General features: G+C 48.8%; 18 protein-coding genes. 15 read left to right on the top strand and 3 right to left on the bottom strand.

All coding sequences use genetic code 11. The features are described 5' to 3' along the window. The first annotated feature begins 3 nt into the window (after positions 1-3). The 9 genes from ACFQ0N_RS27570 (at position 4) to ACFQ0N_RS27610 (ending at position 9,840) form a co-directional block, all read left to right on the top strand. Positions 4-921, top strand: coding sequence for an ABC transporter permease (locus ACFQ0N_RS27570; RefSeq protein WP_379332458.1), 918 nt, complete (start codon positions 4-6; stop codon positions 919-921). Between the two features lie 19 nt (positions 922-940). Then, the gene (locus ACFQ0N_RS27575) at positions 941-1,831 is read left to right on the top strand and encodes a carbohydrate ABC transporter permease (protein WP_379332460.1); all 891 of its coding nucleotides are present in this window, start codon (positions 941-943) and stop codon (positions 1,829-1,831) included. Between the two features lie 54 nt (positions 1,832-1,885). Further along, positions 1,886-3,517 (top strand): extracellular solute-binding protein, encoded by a 1,632-nt coding sequence (locus ACFQ0N_RS27580; RefSeq protein WP_379332462.1) that lies wholly within the window; start codon positions 1,886-1,888, stop codon positions 3,515-3,517. Positions 3,518-4,444: 927 nt separating this feature from the next. Further along, complete coding sequence (locus tag ACFQ0N_RS27585) at positions 4,445-4,951, top strand: MerR family transcriptional regulator (protein WP_379332464.1); 507 nt, start codon at positions 4,445-4,447, stop codon at positions 4,949-4,951. Next, positions 4,948-5,391: an SRPBCC family protein gene (locus tag ACFQ0N_RS27590; protein WP_379332466.1), complete on the top strand. Its 444-nt coding sequence runs from the start codon at positions 4,948-4,950 to the stop codon at positions 5,389-5,391. Before ACFQ0N_RS27585 ends, ACFQ0N_RS27590 begins: the two co-directional genes overlap by 4 nt. 2 nt (positions 5,392-5,393) lie before the next feature. Beyond that, the gene (locus tag ACFQ0N_RS27595) at positions 5,394-5,834 is read left to right on the top strand and encodes an SRPBCC family protein (RefSeq protein WP_379332468.1); all 441 of its coding nucleotides are present in this window, start codon (positions 5,394-5,396) and stop codon (positions 5,832-5,834) included. Between the two features lie 690 nt (positions 5,835-6,524). Further along, positions 6,525-7,103, top strand: a complete 579-nt coding sequence (locus ACFQ0N_RS27600) for a sigma-70 family RNA polymerase sigma factor (RefSeq protein WP_379332470.1) — start codon at positions 6,525-6,527, stop codon at positions 7,101-7,103. After that, positions 7,093-8,064: a hypothetical protein gene (locus ACFQ0N_RS27605; RefSeq protein ID WP_379332472.1), complete on the top strand. Its 972-nt coding sequence runs from the start codon at positions 7,093-7,095 to the stop codon at positions 8,062-8,064. Before ACFQ0N_RS27600 ends, ACFQ0N_RS27605 begins: the two co-directional genes overlap by 11 nt. A gap of 600 nt (positions 8,065-8,664) precedes the next feature. Beyond that, the gene (locus tag ACFQ0N_RS27610; protein ID WP_379332474.1) at positions 8,665-9,840 is read left to right on the top strand and encodes a bis-aminopropyl spermidine synthase family protein; all 1,176 of its coding nucleotides are present in this window, start codon (positions 8,665-8,667) and stop codon (positions 9,838-9,840) included. A 164-nt stretch (positions 9,841-10,004) separates the two neighbouring features. Here the strand turns inward: ACFQ0N_RS27610 and ACFQ0N_RS27615 are convergent, their stop codons facing one another. Further along, positions 10,005-10,289: a hypothetical protein gene (locus ACFQ0N_RS27615; RefSeq protein WP_379332476.1), complete on the bottom strand. Its 285-nt coding sequence runs from the start codon at positions 10,287-10,289 to the stop codon at positions 10,005-10,007. Between the two features lie 136 nt (positions 10,290-10,425). Here ACFQ0N_RS27615 and ACFQ0N_RS27620 point away from each other — a divergent pair, with 136 nt between their 5' ends. The 4 genes from ACFQ0N_RS27620 (at position 10,426) to ACFQ0N_RS27635 (ending at position 17,156) form a co-directional block, all read left to right on the top strand. Further along, positions 10,426-10,902 (top strand): GyrI-like domain-containing protein, encoded by a 477-nt coding sequence (locus ACFQ0N_RS27620; RefSeq protein ID WP_379332478.1) that lies wholly within the window; start codon positions 10,426-10,428, stop codon positions 10,900-10,902. Between the two features lie 219 nt (positions 10,903-11,121). Next, positions 11,122-12,879 (top strand): hypothetical protein, encoded by a 1,758-nt coding sequence (locus ACFQ0N_RS27625; protein WP_379332480.1) that lies wholly within the window; start codon positions 11,122-11,124, stop codon positions 12,877-12,879. Next, positions 12,863-16,204, top strand: a complete 3,342-nt coding sequence (locus tag ACFQ0N_RS27630; protein WP_379332482.1) for a hypothetical protein — start codon at positions 12,863-12,865, stop codon at positions 16,202-16,204. Before ACFQ0N_RS27625 ends, ACFQ0N_RS27630 begins: the two co-directional genes overlap by 17 nt. Positions 16,205-16,226: 22 nt before the next feature. Further along, complete coding sequence (locus ACFQ0N_RS27635; protein ID WP_379332484.1) at positions 16,227-17,156, top strand: macro domain-containing protein; 930 nt, start codon at positions 16,227-16,229, stop codon at positions 17,154-17,156. A 21-nt stretch (positions 17,157-17,177) separates the two neighbouring features. Here the strand turns inward: ACFQ0N_RS27635 and ACFQ0N_RS27640 are convergent, their stop codons facing one another. Then, positions 17,178-18,074 carry a putative RNA methyltransferase gene (locus ACFQ0N_RS27640; RefSeq protein WP_379332486.1) on the bottom strand — a complete coding sequence of 299 codons (897 nt, stop codon included), beginning with the start codon at positions 18,072-18,074 and terminating at the stop codon, positions 17,178-17,180. Between the two features lie 782 nt (positions 18,075-18,856). Then, positions 18,857-19,747, bottom strand: coding sequence for a diguanylate cyclase domain-containing protein (locus tag ACFQ0N_RS27645; RefSeq protein WP_379332489.1), 891 nt, complete (start codon positions 19,745-19,747; stop codon positions 18,857-18,859). A gap of 185 nt (positions 19,748-19,932) precedes the next feature. On the opposite strand from ACFQ0N_RS27645, the gene ACFQ0N_RS27650 reads away from it, so the two are divergent. Continuing rightward, positions 19,933-20,085, top strand: a complete 153-nt coding sequence (locus tag ACFQ0N_RS27650) for an RAxF-45 family protein (protein WP_379332491.1) — start codon at positions 19,933-19,935, stop codon at positions 20,083-20,085. Positions 20,086-20,179: 94 nt separating this feature from the next. Next, complete coding sequence (abc-f, locus tag ACFQ0N_RS27655; protein WP_379332493.1) at positions 20,180-22,105, top strand: ribosomal protection-like ABC-F family protein; 1,926 nt, start codon at positions 20,180-20,182, stop codon at positions 22,103-22,105. Positions 22,106-22,481 lie beyond the last annotated feature (376 nt).

Consider the following 22,481-nt stretch of genomic DNA (forward strand, 5'->3'; position numbering starts at 1 on the left):
GGCATGAAGCGTAAACGGCATGCGTTCCAGGCGGATCTGATCCGCAATCGCTGGCTTTATCTATTATTTTTGCCTGTACTGATCTGGTATGCGATTTTTGCTTATTGGCCGATGTACGGACTTATGATCGCTTTCCAGGATTACAGCATCGTTAAGGGGATAGGCGGGAGCGAATGGGTCGGATGGAAGAACTACGAGACGTTCTTCGGCGATCCGTATTTCCTGCGGCTGCTGCGCAACACGATTCTTTTGAACGTATACGGACTCGTGTTTGGCTTCCCGGTCCCGATCGTACTTGCGCTGTTGTTTAACGAAATTCGTGGGCGCTTTTTCAAACGGATTTCCCAGACGATCAGTTATTTGCCATATTTTATATCTTCCGTCGTCGTATGCGGGCTCGTCATTCATTTTTTGTCGCCCAGCACAGGACTGGTCAATGCGGCGCTGAACAAGCTTGGGTTCGAAAGTGTCTATTTCTTGCAGGACCCGAACTATTTTCGTAGCATCTTTGTCACGATGAGCATTTGGCAGAGCGCAGGCTTCTCAGCGATTATCTATATGGCCGCGCTTGCCGGCATCAGTCCGGAGCTATATGAAGCGGCGCGCATCGACGGCGCGAACCGCTGGCACCAGCTGCGCTTCATTACGCTGCCGGCGCTTATGCCAACCGCCGTCATGCTGCTCATTCTGAGCATGGGCGGCATGCTGCAGTCGGATTATGAGAAAATTATTTTACTCTCCAATCCGACGATTTTTGAAACCGCCGATGTGCTTAACACCTACGTGTACCGGAAAGGCATTCTCGAAACGAATTTCAGCTATGCTACTGCGGTCGGCCTGTTTCAGGGTCTCATCGGTTTTGCGCTGGTCGTGACCGCCAATAAAATCAGCCGTAAAGTTTCGGAAAATTCGCTATGGTAAGAGAAAGTAGGGGGAGAGCATGAATTTGAGCGCCGGCGAACGAAAGCATTGGTTTTCCAGGTTGTTTGATCTGATCGTGGGATGTATTATCGTCTTCGTTTGCGTGGTGACGCTATACCCGTTCGTCTATGTCGCATCCGTCTCTGTCAGTGAGACCGCGAGCGTCATTGCCAACGAGGTGACGCTGCTGCCGAAAGGCTTCAACCTTGCCGCATATGAGACGGTGTTCCGTTACAACGGCATCTGGGTCGCCTATGGCAATACGCTGTTCTATACGGGAATCGGAACAATTGTGAGCCTGCTGCTCACGGTACTTGCCGCTTATCCGCTCTCACGCAAGGATTGGCGGTTCCGGCCAGCCGCCACGCTGATCGTTGCCGTGACGATGTGGTTCGGAGGCGGCATGATTCCGTTCTATCTGGTCGTGAAAGATTTGGGGTTGTTAAACACCAGATTTATCATTCTTATCTATGCAGCGCTGTCAGCGTTTCTTGTCTTCGTCATGCGAACGTATTTCGACAGTCTGCCCAAGGAACTAGAGGAATCGGCGCGGATCGACGGCGCGAGCGATCTCAGGCTGTTGTTCCAAATCGTGCTGCCGCTCTCCAAGCCGGTATTGGCCGTCATCGGACTGTATTACGCGGTCGGGAAATGGAATTCGTACTTATGGGAAATGATTTTTCTGCACCGGGACGACTATTTGCCGTTGCAGGTGCTGCTTGTGCGCATCGTCAAGGACCAGTCGTTCGGCTCGGAGATTGAGCGGGCCATTACGCAAGGTGTTGACGTTGTGCCAATCACGATTCAGTATGCTGCGATCGTTGTAGCGATCGTGCCAATTTTGCTGGTTTATCCGTTCTTGCAAAAGTATTTTGTGAAAGGGGTTATGATCGGCGCGATCAAAAGCTGACCGATGGAGGCCTTGAAGCAATTTCGACTTTAAAAACAAGATGGGGGAATCGATATGCAACAGGTGAACCGAATCATACCGCTTGCTTCCGGACTGCTCGCCGTCCTGCTGCTGCTGGCCATATTGGCTGGCTGCACAGGCAGCGGGGACGCGAATGGAGAGAAGAAGAATGACGGGCAGACGAGCGGGCAGAGCGGTAACGACGGAACGGGCAAGCCGACGGAGCCGGTCAAGCTCTCGATCATGGTGACGAGCAGGGTGCCGGACTCGCCGCTTACGATGGAGACGCCGTTCTGGAAAGAACTCGGCAAGCGGCTGAACATCGAGTTCGAGTTTGTAACCGGCGATTACGATCAGCTTGAGCAGAAGTTCAAGTTGATGCTCGCCTCCGGCGATTACCCTGACATTGTTGCTTTGAATACCGAGCTGTTCAAGAAGTACGGCCCGCAAGGCGCCTTCATTCCGCTTAACGATCTGGTGAAGCAGCATGGGCCAAACATTCAGAAATATTTGCTGGACGATCCGACAAAGCGGATGATGGCGCTTTCCAGTGACGGCAATTTATACGGTGTGCCGCTGCAGACCGCGATTCGGGCGTCTGAAGGGTACATGATCCGCCAGGATTGGCTGGATCGGCTCGGTCTTAAGAAGCCGGTGACAATTGACGATTGGCACACCGTCTTGAAGGCGTTTAAGGATCAGGATGCGAACGGCAACGGCGATCCAAACGACGAAATTCCGCTCATGACCGATTACGCAGCCTATACCACCTTTGCCGATGCCTGGGGCATTCACATCCATCCGTCCGGACCACGCTGGATCGAAGAGGATGACACGATCAAATTTTCTCCGATCGACCCACGGCTGAAAGATTATCTGAAGACGATGAATCAGTGGTATGCGGAAGGACTGCTTGACAAGGAGTTTCTGACGCGCCAGGATCCGGACCTCGAACGGATGATGTTTTCTGACCGAATGGGCGCGGGCCAGCATTGGATCGGTTATATGGCTGCCTACAACGCCAATCCTGCGGCGGAGAAAATCAAGGGCTTCAACTTGCAGGTTGTTGCTCCTCCAGTGCTGCGGGAAGGAGATCAGCCGATGACATTCCGGCAGCAGGCACCGCTCCACGGGATCGGCTGGGCGATCAGCAAGAACAACCAACATCCGGAAGAGACGATGAAGCTGTTCGATTATATCTACGGAGAGGAGGGTCAGCGGCTGGCAAACTTCGGGTTCGAAGAGGATACGTTCACGCTCGGGGAGGGCGACAAGCCTGTATTCACGGAAAAAATCATGAAGAGTCCGGAGGGGCCGGCCAAGGCGTTATGGCGGCTCGGCATCGTCCCGCTGATTGGGTTCCGCCAAGACGAACAGTACGAAAGGCAGTACGCGGTAACCAAAGATGTGGAGAAGCAAATGTTCTTTTATGTGGAGAACAACTATTTCCATGATCTCTTCCTCGCGCTCAATTTCACGGAAGAAGAGGAAAAGCGGCTGAATGATATTCGGACGCCGATGTTCACATACATCGACGAAATGATCCCGAAATTTATTATCGGGACAGAGAAGCTAGACAATTTCGACGATTACGTCGCTAAAGTTAAGTCGATGCGATATAGTGAGATGGAAGAAATATATATGGCAGCTTACGATCGTTACAAGAAACAATTGAATGAAGGTTAAGAAGATGGAGACGACAAGGCGCGGCGGCGCTTGAGGCAAGCTGGCGGAAACGATAGCTGATCTGATGCTTATTCGGTTTGCCGCGCTGCAATAGCATTACAATTTCCAAATTGCCGATAATATGGTAAAATTGAAAAAACGATGTGGAGGTGTCCTTCAAATGATCCCTCCTTATGTTGTAGACCTCTAGGTACGTTACTTCATGCCTATGGGTAAATCTTAAAGTAGCTGCCAGGGATTCCTTTGTTTGATGTAGATGAGATTGAAAGATGGGAAGAGCGTTTAAATCAGAAGAGACTCTTAAGGGAGCAAGAGTACAGACGTGCTTTTGATCCTCGCGTAAAGAAACTCAAAGCGTATCGAAATCACCGAAGAACGAAATATTGGTATAGTCATGAGAGTAAGTATATTCGAAAATTGACACAACGCCGTTTTAGAAGAAAAATGGCAAGAGTAATACTTCTTGAAGAGTATTATAAGCCCGTACCGCATGACTACCGGACCTATGGATGGATCACCTGGTAATTTTCTAAGTGAAATGGGGCTCTGCTTGTCGCCTCCCAGGCTTGTCCAGAATTCGGCTGCTGATCTGCCCGCATCAATTGGTGCGGGTTATTTTGTTTGAGCAGGTCGATGCGGATGCCAAAAGACCAATGGCTTCGCCAAGCTGGAACCTGACCTATGAGCTAGTAAACCTGGCAATCCGACTTCATAATCGTTTCTTTCAAGTACTCATTGAATTCCGTATATTCAATTTCTTGTTGTATAGATGGTCTTCTTCTGCTGCCCATATTCTACTACGATATTATAGGCCTCTCAAGTTCCAGTGATTTTTCCGCTAATATTTAATGCTTGCACGTTACGTAACGTAAGGTTTTATAATAGAGCTACCGGTAAAAAGCTAGCGCCAAAGAGTGGAGATGATCAATGAAAGGATATTTGAAGACTGGGGACCTCGCCAAGCTGACGGGACTTACTGTCCGAACCTTGCGGTTTTATGATCAAATCGGACTGTTCTCTCCGTCTGGGCAGACGGAATCCGGCCACAGGCTGTACAGTGAATCGGACTTGTCGCGTTTACATCAGATTTTATCGCTTAAGGAGCTGGGGTTCTCTCTCGAGGAGATTAAGTCGGTCTTAAGCGGCGGGCTAATCAGTCCGTTGGAGACCGTCAACTTGCAGAAAAGCCGGATCAAAGAGCAGATCAAATTGCAGCAGAAGCTATTGGAGCAGCTCGAGTATGTATCCAAGCTCATGCAGGACAAGGCGCAATTAACGGTTGAAGATTTTGCGAGTCTTTTGCAAGCGATGAAGATGGAGTTTGAGAAGCCGGTTATTGAGCGGCAAACGATTTGGGAGCGGCATTTGGATCTGTTGGGAGCCTTTCTTGCCGAAGAGAGCGGAATGCCAAAACAAAAGGAGGAAAATCAATGAACGAACGATTCATCAAGCATGCGACCTTTGTCATCGAGCGGACTTATACCGCTTCGCCGGAGCGGGTTTACCAAGCCTGGTCCGACCCGGTTGTCAAAGCCAAATGGTTTTCAAAGCCGGACAACTTCGACTTCCGGGTTGGCGGACGCGAGTACAGCAGCGGCGGGCCGCCGGAAGGGCCGGTCTTTACGTTCGATGCCAGTTACCAGGAAATTGTTCCGGAGCAGCGCATTGTTTATACGTACACCCTGGATTCGGGCAGCACACGCGTCTCCGTCTCGATTACAACGGTCGAGCTTATCAAGGTGGAGGGCGGTACAAAACTGATTTTTACGGAGCAAGGAGCGTATTTTGACGGTCACGATACGCCGGAAGTACGGGAACACGGTACAAACCTCATGTTGGACGCACTGGGCAAATTATTTGAAGAAGAGGTATGAACATGACAATGGGCAAAAATGAGATTATTGCCTCACGCGTATTCGATGTGCCGCGGGAGCTGCTGTTTCAAGCTTGGACAACCCCCGAGCTGTTGGCTCGCTGGTGGGGACCGCATGGCTTCACGAACACTTTTCATGAGTGCGATGTAAGACCAGGCGGTACGTGGCGATTCACCATGCACGGACCGGATGGCGTGGATTACCCGAACCATTGTGTCTTTGTTGAGATCGTGCCGCATGAGCGGGTCGCGCTTGATCATCTATCTGGTCACGAATTTCGGGTAACAGCCACCTTTGATGACCTGGAAGGGCGTACCAAAGTTACTTTCCGTCAGAACTTCAAAATAACAGAGGAGTTTGAACAAGCCAAGGCATACTGCGTTGAAGGTAATGAACAGAACCTCGACCGGCTTGGCAAAGTACTGGCGGAAATGGCCTACTAGCTTAAGTACGGGCGAATCGGAGTTGAGCAGACCCAAGCGGAACGTATGTCCGCATGCCTCAAGGCTCCCACCTAGCCGAGCGCTCAAAGACATCGTCGTTCACACTCCTTGCCGGAGATGGACGGCGATCTTTTCTTTTTGGTAACATGAGGGCAGTGGCAGTGATGTGCTGCGATGGATTGCTACGGTACTAAGCCTTGTGTTTGGTATGCGGAAGCTTTACCGTTGGTTGCGCAAGTTTCGTAACAAGCGAAAATCCACCGCAAAATAGGTTGAGGCCCTACACGGTGGATTTCGCTTAACCAAGATTTTATTTTAGCGCGCCGTGGTGATCCACAGCCTTTCAAGTCCTAAGAGTCTTTACCGTTCCCAGCGGTGAAGGCTCTTTTCAGTATACGGCCTAATGTCTCAACCTTATACTTGAGAATACAACGTCTATTAGTGAGTTTGGCTTTATTTTATCACGTCATACCATCTCATACAACGTGTAAAGGCCATATGCCAGGCTTTCCCCTGAACGCGCCCAACGAACCTTAATTAGGGTAACCTTCATTTTTCAGCCGCGGCGCGTTACATCATAGAAAAACGGATGAACCGTACACATAAGCGCAAGGTTTTCTCATTGCCAATTGAACCTTTTTAGTAAAATGAGCCAATATCCGTTGTAAGACCCGAATGGAGGCCGGCCCTATGAAGGACTTAGACTTGAATCCGTGGCTTATCCGGATGAGCCAGGGAGATGAACAAGCATTCCAAGTTGTATACGAATCAACACGCGATCATACGTACAGATTAATCAGCTATCTTGCTCCTCGCAAGCAAGATGTTGGAGATATTATGAGCGAAGTCTATCTCGAGCTGTTCAAAAGTCTGAACAAGTATGATCCGGAGAAAAATTTCGTTTCATGGCTTAACGGTTTGATTATTAGACAAGTACGAAACTGGAAGCGGAAGGAGTGGCGCCTTTTTCGCATCGCGGAAAAGCTAAGATTTAGCACCTCCAAATCATCCGGCGAAGATGCAGAGTTACGGTTGACGGCTCTGAGAGACCGGTTGGACTTGCTTCCGATCCTGCAAACGCTGCCGCTCAAATTTAAGGAGGTTATCGTTCTCCGCTACTATCAGGATTGCTCCCTGGAGGAAATTGCGGAATTGCTGAAGATTCCGTTAGGAACAGTAAAATCCAGACATCATCATGCACTTAAGCATTTGCGCCGCCGATTCGATCAAGAGGGTTTGCGAAAGGAGGAGGATGGCTTTGTCTATTGAGCAGCAGCTGACAGAGGAGTTCAAACGGGATTCCCGAAAATGTTCTCCCGACCTGGATCTCCGAATAGCGGCGGAATACAGGCAGCAGGTGATGCAGCAAAAGAGAATGCCGTTCATGCGAAAAAGAAAAATGCCGAAAGTGGTCTTGATCGCGGTCATCATTATGGTAATTTGCGGATTCGGCTATGCAGGGAACAAGCTCCTGTTCATAGAAAGCAAGGAGAAATTCTCTGTCAGTTATCATACGGAGCAGCAACTGCATTTTGAAAAAGGCGATGTGGAGATGATTCGCGGTTCGTTGGAGGAGGTTAAAGCACAATTAAACCCCGGAGAAACGGCAGTCGTCTATCTCAAAGACTATGACTTCAGGATTCAAGGAGCGCCAGTTGTCTTTGGTATTCATCAACCGGTTCCTATCCCGTTAGTGGCATGGAAAGCGACATTGCAGCAGCACAATATCGAGGAGAAGCTTCCTGAATCCATCCTCGGAACATTCAAATTCGTGGAAGGCATGGAAACTTCCCCATACCAATTCAGTTTCGGCACGGATGCTTACCGGCTCCTGGAAGAAATGAAAGCTGAAAGCAAGAAGACGGGAAGCAAGGTGTTGTGGCGTAAGACAAATACATCCGCATCCAACCCTATTGTCCCCTACACTTCCGTATATCGCAATTCGGACAATGACACGATCTATTTGACCTGGCAAATTGCCGACAACGAAACCAATGTTAAGATGCTCCTTGCAGCTACGCCGAACACTGTATACGAGGATATCGATATAGACGGCCTAAACGCACATTATATGATGAATGATCAAGCGCTGTTCGGGCAGAGCAATATTCAACAGGATGTGATGTGGCTCAAGGAAAGTGGAGATAAGTTGGTCGTCTATCATTTACAAACCGATTCCACCAACCTGACCAAAGATCAACTGATTGAAGCGGTAAAGAGCTTGTTTTAAGCATTTAGTTTAAGAAACGGCTGATTCCTCTAATAATGGGGATCAGTCGTTTTTTACGTATGACTTGACTGTGGCTACCGTATGTGGTAAATTTTAAGCAACTTTTCTAAGGGGAGATTTTGATGTCCGGGGTCGTTCTTAACTAATCAAATTCCATACTTGAGGTTTTCAAAACAGTCCACAGGACCAAATGCTAAAAATAGCATGGTTTGTTTTGTTATGGGCATTTGAAAGCTTCGGAATTAGTTAAGAACAACGGATAAAATCGAAGCCTTAGGGTGCCATCAATGTACACCTAAATCCGTGCTGTGTTCAGCTCGGATTTTTTTGGTTTTATAGAATTTACAAGTTGAATTCTATAAAATTTCAGGGGAAGAAACTTGGCGACGAAACTTGGCGACAGCGTCAAGGACGGATAGCCGTTTCTTCTCATGGTGTATGTTTAGGCGCGTTCTAAAAAAGGGCAGGGATGACGTATGTTCATTCCTGCCCTTTTTCTATTTTCTTTACAGGAGTGATGTATATGTCGACGTTGATGTTACCGTACAAGCAGATCGAAAGAATCAGAAATGGATAAATATTTTGGAGGGATTAGGTAAAATGTACATTGAACAAGCAAGCCAACACATCCGTCTGCAGGAAGGGACACAGGCCATAGAACAGTTGCTTCTCGAATGCTACCTGAATCCGGGGATATCTACGAAAGAGCTGGCACGTAAAACGCTGCTGCCGACTCCTGTAGCTGCAGCAATCAAACGGGAATTGATTAAAGCAGGAGCGCTTCTGCAGGACCGAGGAGTCCGCTGCACGTCTGACGGGAGCGCGTGGATCGAGCGGGAATGGGGATACGAGGGGCTGAATCGTTCGCTTTATCACGACTTGCTTCTTGAGACGGAATGGACGGAGGGGCTCAAAGATGTACTCGCCATATTGGAGGAACTGTTTCCGCTGCGGCCGACCGCAGACGTTCAAATCGATCAATCCAAATGTACGCCGGAAACAAGCCTGCGCCGGGCCGTCCTTTGTTTGAAGCAGCATGCGCTAATTGGAAAAAAGATTTTATGTGTCGGCGATGATGATCTGGTGAGTGTGTCTATTGGATTGCTCTTACAGCGGCTCTTTCCGGCCAACGGGCATACCGTTACACATGTAGATGTATTGGATATTGACGAACGATTTTTGCAGTATATTGAAACGATTGCCAGGGAACGGGGACTGCCAATTCGATGCCGGCGACTGGATTTAAGGGAGCCGCTGCCGGATAAACTGCACGGGCAGTATGATTGTTTCTTTACGGATCCCCCTTATACGCTCCAGGGAATGAGTCTTTTCATCTCGCGCGGCGTTCAGGCATTGAAGCAGGAAAAAGGGCTGCCGATTTTTCTGTCTTTTGCCCATAAATCTCCGGCGTTCATGTTGGCGATGCAGCGCGAATTTGTCCGCATGGGGCTGACGGTCAGCGCTAATTTTCCGCGATTCAACGCCTACGAAGGTGCGGAAATGATCGCCAACCGGAGCCAGATGTTCATCCTGCGAACAACGGATCAGACGAAGCCGGAATATCTGGAGAAATTCACAGATGCTTTGTACACAGGTGAAGTGAAACAAACACTGCGTACTTACCGCTGCAGGCAGTGCTCAAAAGATGTGTATGTGGGCATAACAGGAGAGTTCGCAACCATCGAGCAGCTTAAGAATGAAGGATGTGCAGACTGTGGTCACGATACGTTCGAGATGGTAGCGAAAAAAACAGTAGCCCAAGAAAAGAATAGCTAGGAAGGTTGAGCGAGATCAGGTCCCATCCTGATCTCGCTTTGCAATGCCGGCTTGCTGCATTCCAGCTGTAATTGAACCTTACAGAGGTAAAGGGTATGCTAAAGAAAAAGTGTCATGACTAGCGGACAGGGGTGTTCAAATGAGCGAAAACAATATTAGGGAAATTAGTGAGTTTTGGAGAGACAAAGTCCAATACTGGCTGCCATATTTATGATTATGATAGCAATAAAAATTATAAAAGCAGAAGCTGAGCCGCCCATTTCACCATCTGGCATTAGGGTAAAATATGCAACATACTTAATGAAATAACGGAGCAAAAAGAAGGAAGTTATAACATGAATGAGTAGAGATATCGTTCCTGAAAGCCATTTTCTTTGATAGAACTGCCCGACGCCAGGGAAAATAATTGATAGACATACAGGAAGCATATTGTCATTTTTATTTTCCAAAATGTGTCCCTCCTTGATCAGTTAGCGTAATTATTATGGTATCATATGGGATAGTATCTATAAACAGACATACCAGATGCTCCCACTTTTCTTGTAAAATAGAAAATAAAGCTACAGTCATATTGGAGGCGATTCGATGGAACAAAAAAATGAAGCTGTGCTTGTCACCAAAGAGGCTTTTAAGGCAGTAGGATTCAAATGGGCAGGAACTTTCGCTGAGGCAGGGGCAGGGGGGATTCGCGCTGTGCAGGCCAACATGCAAAATCGTTTAAAAGAAATCAAGCATGTCCTTCATCCGGAGACGCTGCTGGGGTTGTCCAATCATAACATTGAGGATGGATTTACCCATTATGCTGTTGTCGAAGTAAGTAACATTGAGGATATTCCCGACGGAATGACGACCATCTCGCTCCCGACACTAACCTATGCGAAATGCGACCACCAAAAAGGGCAAAACATCGAGACTTCCTATCACAATATTTCAGCTTGGATCGAGGAGCAAGGTTATAAGCTGCACAAAGGCGATGTGACCCATTTTGAGGAATACCCGATGCATCAAGATCCGTACTCCAACGATCCTGAATTTGTCATTATGATACCTATTGAAAAATGATCTAAACGGGTCACCGCAAGGTGACTTTTTCCAAATATAAGGGTTTATAAGTTTCATGCCCATAACCACACTTATATTTTCTCCAAAGAAACTGTTCGCGCCCCCAAGCGACGGCGCAGGCCGTTTCTTTTTGTTTCATCCATTTATTCCCTTTAAGTTTTGTGTTATGTTAAGTACAGGAATTCCTTAGCGTATTTTCATACATGGGAGTGACTGCCGGTGACGATTTCGATCATTGCGATAAAGGATTGTTTTAAGGATGCGGAGGAAGGATCCCGCGTCGTACCTCACTTTAATTTTCTGGACATCGAAGATGATTCACCGTTCCGGTTTATGCGAATGCAGCCCAAGGAGGCGCTCGCTGCAAGTCCGGACGAAGGCGTACGGCACACATCCGGGCATCACCTGAAAAAATGCAGGGAAGCGCTGCGGACAGCCCATATGGAGCGTGCTGACCTGCTGCTGACGCCAGAATATTGCATCCCTGCCGAACTAATCATTGAAATTATACAAAATTCTGAGCTGCAGCCCCGCCCGAATACATTATGGTGTCTCGGCTGTCAGGGCATGTCATTAGATTCCTTTCGCGATCATATGATGCAATGGGGAGATAGTGCCATCGTCGGGAGCGGAGCGCTTGCGGGGATGCGGGAAAATCGCTTTGTCAACTTCCTGCTATATGTTTTTCGCTCCAAAGAAAGCAGCAAGCTATGCCTTGTGCCGCAGTTGAAATTGCAACGAATGCGGGAACCGTTATTTGTTTGCGAAGGAGCTGGACTTTCATTAGGCAAAAAAGTAATTATGTTTGGAGATCAATCGGCCAATCAATTATTTTCGATTATGTGTGCCGATGCCTTTCACCCCGAGATTAAAAGCGGCGGCCTGTTTTTCCCGAATCGGGAGCCGCGGCGCTACATCATTTTGCACCCACAGTTGAATCCGGCTCCCCGCAGCCCGGATATCGCAGCATTGCGAAACCGCATTTTTGATCAGACATCCTCAAGAAACGTTATTTACATCACTAGCAACTGGGCTTATGGGACAATCATTCAGACCGAAGACGGCAGACCGCTTGCGATCCAGGCCCCATGGTCCTCCATTTACCGCAGATTTATTAGTTTGGACGGGCGGCAAAGCTGGAATGAGCAGCTCCGTGAAGCGAGAAGCCTTAATTTCCGGCACGGGCTAGGACTCGGATTTCAGCCTGCGAAAAAAATCAAGGTATGGTTCGCTATCAAGTCGGAGCACCTGCAGCTCATCCTGCTGACCAAGCCTTATGATGGAGGTGCAGAGCTCGTTCAGCCAAGGGCCGGCGTTCAAGCTGAGAAAGCTTTCATTGCCAGTGACTCGGGAAATTGGGAGCATGCAGAGCTGCCCTTCTCTTCCGAACTCCCCGCCGTGTTAGCGGAAGACGCCGTTGAGGAATTTGCCTACCCGCGTACTGCGTCAGTCGAAAATTTGGACAAGTTTTTCGGTTATTGTCTGGGCCACCTTGAGGACGGGCAGTTATCGCTGTCGGATCAGGAGCACAGCACAAGGTTAAGCTGCCATATTGACGAGCAATGTGAGCCTGGACGAGGGCAGGAGGCACGCCGCATCGTTCGCCTCATTCGCTGCTTGAGACAAAAGGATTCACTGCCGAATCAATTGAAAAAATTTGAAGGGAATTTCCTGTTTCAGCTTGGAGCGCGTGCTCCTATTAACCTGCTTCCGAGCTCAGGGGACGAAAAGGACGGAGCACTCGTCATTTATACCGATAATGATGTGATGATGGACAAAATTGTTTTCGACATCTATAAAGCGCTTCCAGGTGTGGAACTGTTTCTGGAAGATAAGATTTGCGTTTTTTCGCAAAACCCCAAGGGCGAAACGGTGCATTATCCCTATTTTTCGGAACTGTGGACCTCGCCTGTGCATTCGAACCATTCGACCGAATTTACTCAAGGAGGCCTTTTGATCGATGCGGGATTGGATTGAAGCTATTCGCGGTTGCGGACTTACATTAATCGAGAAGCATGCGTTCGATGAAACATTAGTGCTGTACGAAACGTCGCATCGTTGGCGGGATATCGTACTCGGCCACTATTTGCTCATTCCTGCTTCATTGGAACTGATCGCGGATATAACGGAAAGCGTCGAAAGCTTTCGCGGCTTTGAAGACGAGATTGTCTCGCCCTTTTATTTCCGCCTGCGAGGAGATTGGAGCTGGAATCTGTATATTGTATTTGTGGTACCGGACATGTCCGGCTTATCGGCGGAGCGGTTGTCCATTATTCAACGCGGGAAACGGTTCGGCAAAAAGCTGGTAGTCACGTTCGAACAACTGTCTGAAAAACTGCCGATGGCCAAAATTCCGGAACGTCTCGGCGGAGCGGCGGCCGGAGACCCACTGGCGGATTGGCAAAACCAGCTGGCTCCTGCGGGGTTGATGTTTTGTCTGGATGATTTCAAAACGCAGTCTCTGAGGAACTATTTGGAAGATAGCGATCATGCAGAGGATGTTCCGCTTGAACGCATTTCCAGCCCTATACCAGTAGCAAAACCGATCGGCCCTATCGCCGCTTTGGAGTTCGGCGGTGAATTCAGGCCGCATGTGCTGGCCAATACGCCGCCGCTCCGTTTCACGCAAGTCAACCTGCTGTCCGGCCCCAACGGGATGGGCAAAACATCGGTGCTGGAAGGCATCGAGCTTGCTTTTACCGGCTCGATTCAGAGAAATTTGCTTGTTGACCGGAATGGGGATGAGAGCTGGAACGGCAGCATATGGTTTGCGGATGGCGATGAAGAACCTTTTCAAGGAACCCCGAATTCGGAGGAAAAGAAGCAGCGGGAAATTGCTTATTACAAACACAAAGTAGGTCCTCGCGGACAGAGCCTGTTGAACAGCGCCTTTCATCAATACAACTATTTTTCTTCCGAGGCCGTCCATCAATTTTGCTTCAGCCAAGCTGGTAAAGTCGATTATCGCGACGCTTTCGCCCGCGTTATATTCGGCGAACAACTGGAGCGTTTCGAGCAATGCTGGAAGCAGTATCTTGCAGAATTTCAAAGGCAGGCCAGGAGCTTGAGCAAGGAGCAGGGAGAGCTGACCGCCGACATACATAATAAAAATAATGAAGGCATACAAGATAGCGAGCTGTTGCAAGAGAGAGCTCACGCGCAGCTGCAGCAGATCCATAAATGGATGAAGCATTGCTTGTTAAGCTATCCAATTCCTGATGGAAACGCCAGCTTGGACGAAATCGGGCAATGGCTGCAGCATTTGAAGCCGCTGCTTCACGAGCTCGATATTGCCAGCGCGCCATTTATGAATCGTGTGCTGCCGGAAATTAATACGATAGACGGGCTGAACAAACAGGAACAGGCCGTTGCGGCTTCGCTGAAGGACGTGCAGATTCGGCTTTCCGAGCTGCGCCAGCAGTTGGCCCGGATTCCTGACCGCGCCGGGCTGGAGCAAACGGTCCAGCAGCGATGGGCTATTTTTCAGGCCTTGCGCGAAGAGCAAGACAAGCTCGCGAAGCTTTCAAGCCGGCTAAGTGAGCTGTCTTATTTAGTTGAGCAGCGCGATTCGCGACGAGCCAGACTGCAGCTGCATGAACGGATATCGTCGCTGGAATCGGCTGTCCGTCTATTAGCGGATGCCGATAACCTTTATGGCCATCTTGCCGCACACCCGCTTATGGATGCGGACATCAGCGAACTTCGAACCCGGCTGGACGATCTGGAAGCCAATCGATTGGTAGTGCAAGCATTTGTGGAAGAGGCAGCCGAGCAGGCCGCCCGGCTTAAGGAGCGGACCGGCAAGCTTCAGAAGCTCGTTGCGGAACTGAAAGCAACCGCTGAGCAGGTTCTTCACCTGCATCCGGATCAGTCGGAGTGTCCGCTGTGCGGTCATGACCACGAAACAGCACAAGTTCTCAAGGACGCAATCGACTCCCGCCTGCAGGCTGATAACAACGAACTCACACAACTGCTCACTGACATGGAGCAGAATAAGCTGAAGCTGCAGGGCATTGACTTTGACCGGCAAAAGCTGCGCCATGAGTTGTCGCGGCAGGAACAATTGGCAGCAGCCCGTACCTATCTGCTTAACCGAAGCGATATCGAGGAGACAAAATCGCTGGACAGCAGCTCCAGCTTGCAGGCTGTACAGAACGTATTAATCCGCATCCGGCAACAAATCGGCGACCAAACTAGCTTGCTGAATGAGCTGCGCCGACAAGCACAAGCGCTGGATGAACAAGGCATTACAGTTTCCTCCATTTCGGAGCTGGAAGATCTGCTGGCCGATCCGCTTCTTGCTTCTTCTATCCATGGCGAACAGACGGAGCGGCAGTCCAAAGAGCTGCTGGGAACACTGAAGCAGGAACAAGATCGTATAGCGGAAAAGGTGGAAGCCGCGCGCGGCGAATATGCAACCGTTCAGGACTTGGCTGGGCAAGCCGAGCAAAACCGGCAAGCTTTATCTGATCAAATAGACAATTTGAGCCAACAAGAGCGGCAGTACAGGCTTCTTATGAATCATATGGATGAGATGCGGCAAACCTGCTCCCGTCTGAATGAATTGAACGTCCGGCTTCCGAACCGGCAGTCATGGAGTGAATGGAAGCTATATTTGCAGAAGCTGCTGCTGGCGGCGGATGAGCTCAGCCAAGTGCTGGAGCCGCTTGTTCTGGTGGAGCAGAAGGAGAGGGAGGTTAGCGATTTAGTTAGCGAGCTGAATGAAGTGGCCGTCAAGCTGGAAAGATGCAACCGTGCCATACATGTCCTCTCGGCATTAAAAAGCTTGACCGAATACGGAGACGACTTCGTGCGCAGCAATTTTGACGCCATCAGCAGACTGTTTGTCGCCCTGCATGCGCCGAATGAGTTTGAAGGGCTGGAATGGACCGCGGATAATAAAATTGAGGCAAGGCGCAGAGGCAGCGGGGCAAAATGCGCCATTCACCAGATGAGCACAGGACAGCGAACCTCCGTGTATTTGGCTATATTTTTCATTATGCATCTCGTTATGGATTCGGCGCCTCAATTTTTACTGCTGGATGAACCCGTCGCGCACATGGATGAGCTCAACGTATTGGGCTTGCTTGATTTTCTCAGGCAGCTTACGATTACCCGCGGCACGCAAATCTTTTTTACAACGGCAAATCAGCAAATCGCCACCTTATTCCGGCGAAAATTTAGCTTTCTCGAACGTAAATTCCGGGTTTTTCATTTGCGCCGCGAAGTCGAAGGCCCAATGAACATCCATATCCAGCATTTTACGCCCTATCAAGAAAATCCTGTGACAGCAACCACCTAAATGCGAAGGCGAGCTGCTCCATATGAACTCAAAATGGAAATCCTTTTTTGCACTGCACTCATGGCGGCATTCCGTAACGGTCAAAGCATTTTTCGGTTATTGGCTAGCTGTATTTTCAGTTATTTGGACGTTCACAGATTTTATCGGTTATTTTTTTACGATCGGCGACAAGCCGGTCAAACCAAATGTATGGCTGGTGTTTAGCCTTGGCATTATTATTGCGGTTTGGATGAGCCGTCCAAGATTAACGCGAACGGTCTGCCTGCCGGACAAAGACATGCTGCTGCAGGTTGCGGTGGATGATATGTTTCGTTTTAAGGATAGATCATTGGTTATCCCGTCCAATAATTGCTTTATGCATGACCATATGGATGAAGACGCGATTCTCGTCCAATTTCGCAACCGATTTTTCTCCAGTCCCGCTCAGTTTGATCAGGCGTTGGCTGATGCACTCCGGCATGAAACGGCAGAGTGCGCCGTTATTAACGGCAAACAGGTCAACAAGTATCCGATTGGGACGGTCGCTCAGCTCGCTATGCCCGGTTCCGGAGGACAATTCGCGTATATACTTGCTTCTGCCGAACTAAATGAGCATGGAAGAGGCATGGCGCAAATAAACGATTTGAAGGCGGCATTGTCCGCGTTATGGAACCACATTGGCGAACGGGGCAATACAAGGCCGTTGATTATTCCCGTTCTCGGCAGCGGCCGCCAGCGGCTGGCGCACAACAGACTTGAGCTGATTGCGCTGATCGTCCAGTCGTTTCTGAGGAGTAACCAACATCGCAAGCTTACGAGCCACTTAACGATCGTCATTCATCCAAAGGCGTATTTGAACAATAAGTACAACCTGAACGATATCGAAGCTTATCTTTCATGCGCCGGTCGATTTAATTTCTGCCAAGGTGACGGATACGCAGGGGAAAATGACTCAGGAGCTAGCCGCGGCTAGCTCCTTTTCTCAATTTGGCTGTTAAGTTGGTTTCTTTCCAATAAGAATTGATAGGTCGACAGTGATGTCCATTGCAGCTGCTTCCAGGACTTTATGCTTTTGTGCTTCTGTCGCTCCCCAAGATAACGGGGTCATTCGGATGAGATGCTGCGTGAGTCCGCTGTCCAAAGATTTCTGATATCGCAGCCGTTGCAGATCCAGAAGCTGAAAATGATCTTTAAATCGATCTAACGTAGCGTCATTTGCATAGACTCGTTTATTTGTTTTTTCATAAAACACGTCTCTTAACTCTTGTAGATAGTCTCTGCCAGGAATCACTTTTATGATTATTCCATGATCGCCGATCATTCTCCGAAACTCAGCATAATTAGAAGGCGAGAGGATGTTGAGAATAACATCGAATTGATTGCCGGCAAAAGGGCATTTCGCAATATCCGCAACACACCAAAGCATATTCATGTATTCTTTTGAAGCCAGATGAATGCCCTCTTTTGCAAGATCGACGCCAACTCCCAAAACATCGGTATCCGCGGCTTGAATTACTTTTTTACGTATAGTCGATAAATGAGAGCCTTCACCGCATCCTGCGTCCAAGATGCTCATTCGGTTTCGTGTCTCCCCAAGGTCTGATTGCTTTATTATCTTTTCACTAATGAAAGCATTTAAAGGCTCAAAAAATCCGCTGCTGCAAATAACCCTTCTGGATGCAAACAGGTATTGATCGTATTTGCTTTTTACAGCTCGGGGATATAAATTCAAATACCCCGATTTGGATAAATCGAAACAGTGATTATTGCTGCATACTAAACTCTGTAAATGGTTCATCTTCATTTTACCGGCGCATATAGGACAAACAAAAAGCTCTTCGTGCGTTGAAATAAGCCTGGCAGTTATCATTTTCTTGCTGTTTTTGGACACAAAAAAGCACCCCATTCATTCGTAGTCGGTGAATGAAAAAAGGCACAGTCAAATAAACCTACCCATTTGATTCAAAAAATGAATAGGGATAAAAGAACTGTACCTCACATTACCTCAGACGAATGAAGTAGATGCCCATAATAAGCAACTCTCCTCTATAAGATTGATCCAACTGATTATAACATATTTGTGGAAGGCATGGCTTGAGGCAAGCGAGAACGATCGATAGATTCGTTACAGCCCGAAAGTTCCCATTTTGAGCCGAGGAGGGTTGTCGGGTGCGTAAGCGGCAGCTTAGAGCCCGCCCAAAAAGGTTGCCAAACAAACGGGCAGCGAAATCGCAAAGTTAATCAAAGAGCAACTCCAACAATGATTCTCGGGTTTATCTAGCTACATCAAGGGATACCTGTTTTTTTCGTTCTGCGAAAGTTGAGTTATAAGTTTCGTGGCCTAATCTAACGGATCTCACGGCCGCTATTTGCGAAAATCCGAGCGATTTGAAATTGTAACGGAACTGTGAGCCGCTATTTGATGAAGATGAGCCCGATTTCGCAAGAAAACGTCTAATTAAGATCACTCAGTTCCGTTAGATTTCAAAAAGAGGGTTATTGGGGAAATAAGGTCTGTGGTTTCCTTTAGATGAACCCGCTTTGCAGTTTGCCCCTTAATCAGGGCTTTACCCTGACCTCCGGCAATGGATGGCATGATATTAGGAAGAAACTTACTGCGCCTCAATGACGCCGTCGGGCGTTTTCCTTAAAGCGGGGAATAATCCGTAATAGTTATGTTTCTATGGTTTCTATGGCGATCGCATTTGGTCCTTTTTCTCTTGCGTGATTAATGGCTTCGATGGAGTCTTCGATTAATCTCCGTATATCGGTATTACTTTTTTGCTGGCTGACTAATCCTCCGATATAGCAGCCCATTTCTTTGTTACAACCAATTTTTGCGAAATTATAAGTTCCCATATCCTGGATAATGGAACGGGCAGTCTTTTCAATCTCTTCCACTCCAGCCGCGGCAAATACCACGAATTCATCACCATGGGCCCGGCCTATTGCTGCATGACTTAAATGCTTTTTGACGTTAGATTCAATAATTTGAAAACAAGCGACAATGACGCTATCACCGACGTCAAAGCCAAACTCGTCATTGACCTGTTTGAAGTGGCTGATATCAAACCGAAAAACGGAAATGCTGTCCTTTTCCGAACATAGAGCGGCGATGCTATTGGCTGATTCCAGAAACACTTCCATGTTGGGGATGTTCTTTTTGATTTCATGCACACTGGTTTGTGCAATGTTCAGTAAATCAAATTGCTTTTCCATATGAAATCCTTCCTTCTCCAATATTTTTATGAGTTGGTCAATCGCGATTTTCTTTTGCGTCTGCTCATTTAAAGATGAGATGATCTCAATGCGCTTGCGTATCAATTGATCAACGATTTTTTTGCCTTCTGTAGGTCCATTTAATACTTCTTTTATTTCGCTTAGTGAGAAATCAAGATTTTTTAGGATAATAATCCAGTTTAATTGATGAGACTGCTCCTGTTTATAGGAACGATATCCCGTGCAGAGGTCTATTTCCGCTGGTTTAAGAAGTCCCATTTCATCATAATGTCGAAGCATTTTTGCAGTAACGTTATTCAGTTCTGCGAATTCGCCAATTTTCAAACGGGGACACCCTTTCATCAAGTATTCCGGCCAGAATGACTTTTATCTACCATAAACCTTACCATAACAGGAAAGTCAATACTTTCTCGGAGATTGTAGTTTTGCTTTACTGCACCGTATCATTCTGGTATAATGCTGGTAATTACGCTCTCATTGCAGAGCATGAACAGGAGGTGAGGTAGGAGATGAAACATAGCGTCGCAATGATTCGCATTAGCCAATTGCCTTTGGCATTATTTGGCATTATTCATGATGCAGCGGTCAACGGGATAGGTGTGTCCATTTTTGCGAATACAAGTGCGACAATATGGCGTGAAGATTCTCCTGCCTTGACCTGAACGGGTATGATCTAGCTTAAGGCTGCAGGGATACTTCCCTGCAGTCTTTTTTTGTTCCGGTCCGGGAGAAGGACGCCCGGAGGAGACGTTAATCATGATAATTAATTTGCAGCATGTCAAAAAATATTACGGGGCTGATCTGGTGCTCTCCGATGTATCGTTTGAGATTGGAGAAGCTGAGAAGGTCGGCCTGATCGGACGGAATGGCACAGGCAAGACGACGGTTTTGCAACTGCTGGACAGAGCTTTCGCTCCGGATGAAGGAGAGCTGTTTGTTCGCAAAGGGGTGACGGTCGGATTGCTTGCCCAAGTTCCGGCCGCACGGGACGGAGCAACCGTCTATGATGTGCTGGCTGAAGTTTATGAGCAGGTACGGCGCTGGGAGCGCGAGATGAAGGACCTGGAGGTGACGATGTCCGATCCTTCCGTCTGTGCGGATGAACGGAAGATGCAAGCTTTACTGGACCAGTATGGGCAGCTGCAGGAACGGTTCGAGCAGGCGGGGGGCTATGAGATGGAAGCATCCATCCGCCGGGTGGCTGCAGGCATGGGGATAGCCGCCGCACAGTTCGGCAGGCCATTCGCCTCGCTTTCGGGCGGAGAAAAGACGAAGATAGGGCTGGCGGCCCTGCTATTGAAGCGGCCCGATATCTTGCTGCTGGATGAGCCGACGAATCATCTGGATATGGCGGCGATCGAATGGCTGGAATCGTTTCTTGCCACATATTCCGGCGTTGTGGTTGCCGTGTCTCACGACCGCTACTTCCTGGATCGGGTCGCCCGCAAGATTATCGAGATTGAGGATGGAGAAGCCTTCGTCTACTGTACCAATTATTCCGGCTACCAGAAGGAAAAAGAAGCGCGGCTGCTCCAGCAATTTGCCGACTATCAGGAGCAGCAAAAGAAGATCAAAAAGATGCAGGAAACGATCAAACAACTGATCGAATGGGGCAACCGCGCCAATCCGCCGAATCCCGGCTTCCATCGCCGGGCAGCTTCAATGCAGAAGGCGCTTGACCGGATGGTCAAGATTAAGCGCCCGATACTGGAACGGCGAGCCATCGACTTGGCGCTGACGCAGGAGGACCGCTCCGGCAAGCAGGTCATTATACTGGATCGCATCTCCAAAGCGTTTGGCGAGCGGGAGCTGTTGCGCGAGGCGAGCGCACTGCTGCTATATGGCGAGCGTGTCGCCCTGATGGGCGGCAATGGCGCGGGCAAGAGCACGCTGATGAAGATGATCATCGGTGAGCTTCCCTGCGACGGGGGCGAAATTCGGCTCGGTTCGCGCGTGGATATTGGTTATCTGGCGCAGGAAGAAGCGCCGCCAGCCGATCACTCCACGGTGCTGCGCTACTTCTGCGATGCTTTGGCGATGGAGGAAGGGGAAGCGCGGGGCGAGCTGGCTCGCTTCCTGTTCTACGGCTCTGACGTATTCAAGCGGGTGGCTAAATTGTCAGGCGGCGAGTGGAGCAGGCTTCGTTTGGCGCTGCTCATGTACCGCAAGCCAAATCTGCTGATTCTCGACGAGCCGACCAACCATCTGGACATCGATTCGCGGGAGGCGCTGGAGGAAGCGCTGGAATCGTTCCCGGGTACACTGCTCGTCATCTCCCACGACCGATATTTTATTAACCGTGTCGCGCAGAAGTTATGGCTGCTAGAGCAGGCGGAACTGACTGTTCATCTCGGCAATTATGAGGAATGCCGGGAGAAATTGCAGGACTTGCTGCAGCGTTCTGAGACGGAGGTGCCACCGGAGCCGGTATGCTTGCCGGAGAGATCTCAGGCGAAGCGGACCGAATCACCGGCGAGCAGAAGTACCAAGCCGGCAAGGCGCTGGGAAGAGGAGATTGCGGCTGTCGAGGAACTGCTGCGCCTGCTGGAGGAGGAGATGGTCCGGTTGTCCGCCGGTCCGGCGGAGGCGGCGGAATGGCCCCGCTTGCTGAACGAACAGACGAAGCTGCGCCAGGAACTGGATGAACTATACCGAGAGTGGATGGAAGCGGATGAGTCTTAAGACTTTGCGTATAAAAAAGGAGATGCCCTCTCACCTTATAGGAGGAGGGAGGCATCTCCAGTCTGGCAACGTGCTCATATGCTGCAGTTTGTACAACAATCCATGGCGGGAAGTTAGCGCATCCCCCAATTGTTGTACGAAATGCAAGGCTGTTGATTTACCACAATATGAGTTTTGGTTTGTAGCTCTATTTTACTGGGAATTTATTTCTATTGGCGGACTAAATGGATTTTCTACAGTTGGTTTTATGTTTTGTTCGTTAGATAGCCGGACTAGATGGAAAACCTACAGTTAGAATGGGAGTTAGAGATGGATAGACTCGATTTGGCTCAAACTAGCTGGATGATTTCCAGTTAGACTGCAAAAATTGTCAGTT

Source organism: Paenibacillus sp. GCM10027626, assembly GCF_042676285.1.
Lineage (GTDB): Bacteria > Bacillota > Bacilli > Paenibacillales > Paenibacillaceae > Paenibacillus_Z.

Excerpts from the sequence above, each read along its gene's own strand:
- ACFQ0N_RS27570 (WP_379332458.1), top strand. The coding sequence starts at position 4 with ATGAAGCGTAAACGGCATGCGTTCCAGGCGGATCTGATCCGCAATCGC.
- ACFQ0N_RS27575 (WP_379332460.1), top strand. The coding sequence starts at position 941 with ATGAATTTGAGCGCCGGCGAACGAAAGCATTGGTTTTCCAGGTTGTTT.
- ACFQ0N_RS27580 (WP_379332462.1), top strand. The coding sequence starts at position 1,886 with ATGCAACAGGTGAACCGAATCATACCGCTTGCTTCCGGACTGCTCGCC.
- ACFQ0N_RS27585 (WP_379332464.1), top strand. The coding sequence starts at position 4,445 with ATGAAAGGATATTTGAAGACTGGGGACCTCGCCAAGCTGACGGGACTT.
- ACFQ0N_RS27590 (WP_379332466.1), top strand. The coding sequence starts at position 4,948 with ATGAACGAACGATTCATCAAGCATGCGACCTTTGTCATCGAGCGGACT.
- ACFQ0N_RS27595 (WP_379332468.1), top strand. The coding sequence starts at position 5,394 with ATGACAATGGGCAAAAATGAGATTATTGCCTCACGCGTATTCGATGTG.
- ACFQ0N_RS27600 (WP_379332470.1), top strand. The coding sequence starts at position 6,525 with ATGAAGGACTTAGACTTGAATCCGTGGCTTATCCGGATGAGCCAGGGA.
- ACFQ0N_RS27610 (WP_379332474.1), top strand. The coding sequence starts at position 8,665 with ATGTACATTGAACAAGCAAGCCAACACATCCGTCTGCAGGAAGGGACA.
- ACFQ0N_RS27620 (WP_379332478.1), top strand. The coding sequence starts at position 10,426 with ATGGAACAAAAAAATGAAGCTGTGCTTGTCACCAAAGAGGCTTTTAAG.
- ACFQ0N_RS27630 (WP_379332482.1), top strand. The coding sequence starts at position 12,863 with ATGCGGGATTGGATTGAAGCTATTCGCGGTTGCGGACTTACATTAATC.
- ACFQ0N_RS27635 (WP_379332484.1), top strand. The coding sequence starts at position 16,227 with ATGAACTCAAAATGGAAATCCTTTTTTGCACTGCACTCATGGCGGCAT.
- ACFQ0N_RS27650 (WP_379332491.1), top strand. The coding sequence starts at position 19,933 with ATGAAACATAGCGTCGCAATGATTCGCATTAGCCAATTGCCTTTGGCA.
- abc-f (WP_379332493.1), top strand. The coding sequence starts at position 20,180 with ATGATAATTAATTTGCAGCATGTCAAAAAATATTACGGGGCTGATCTG.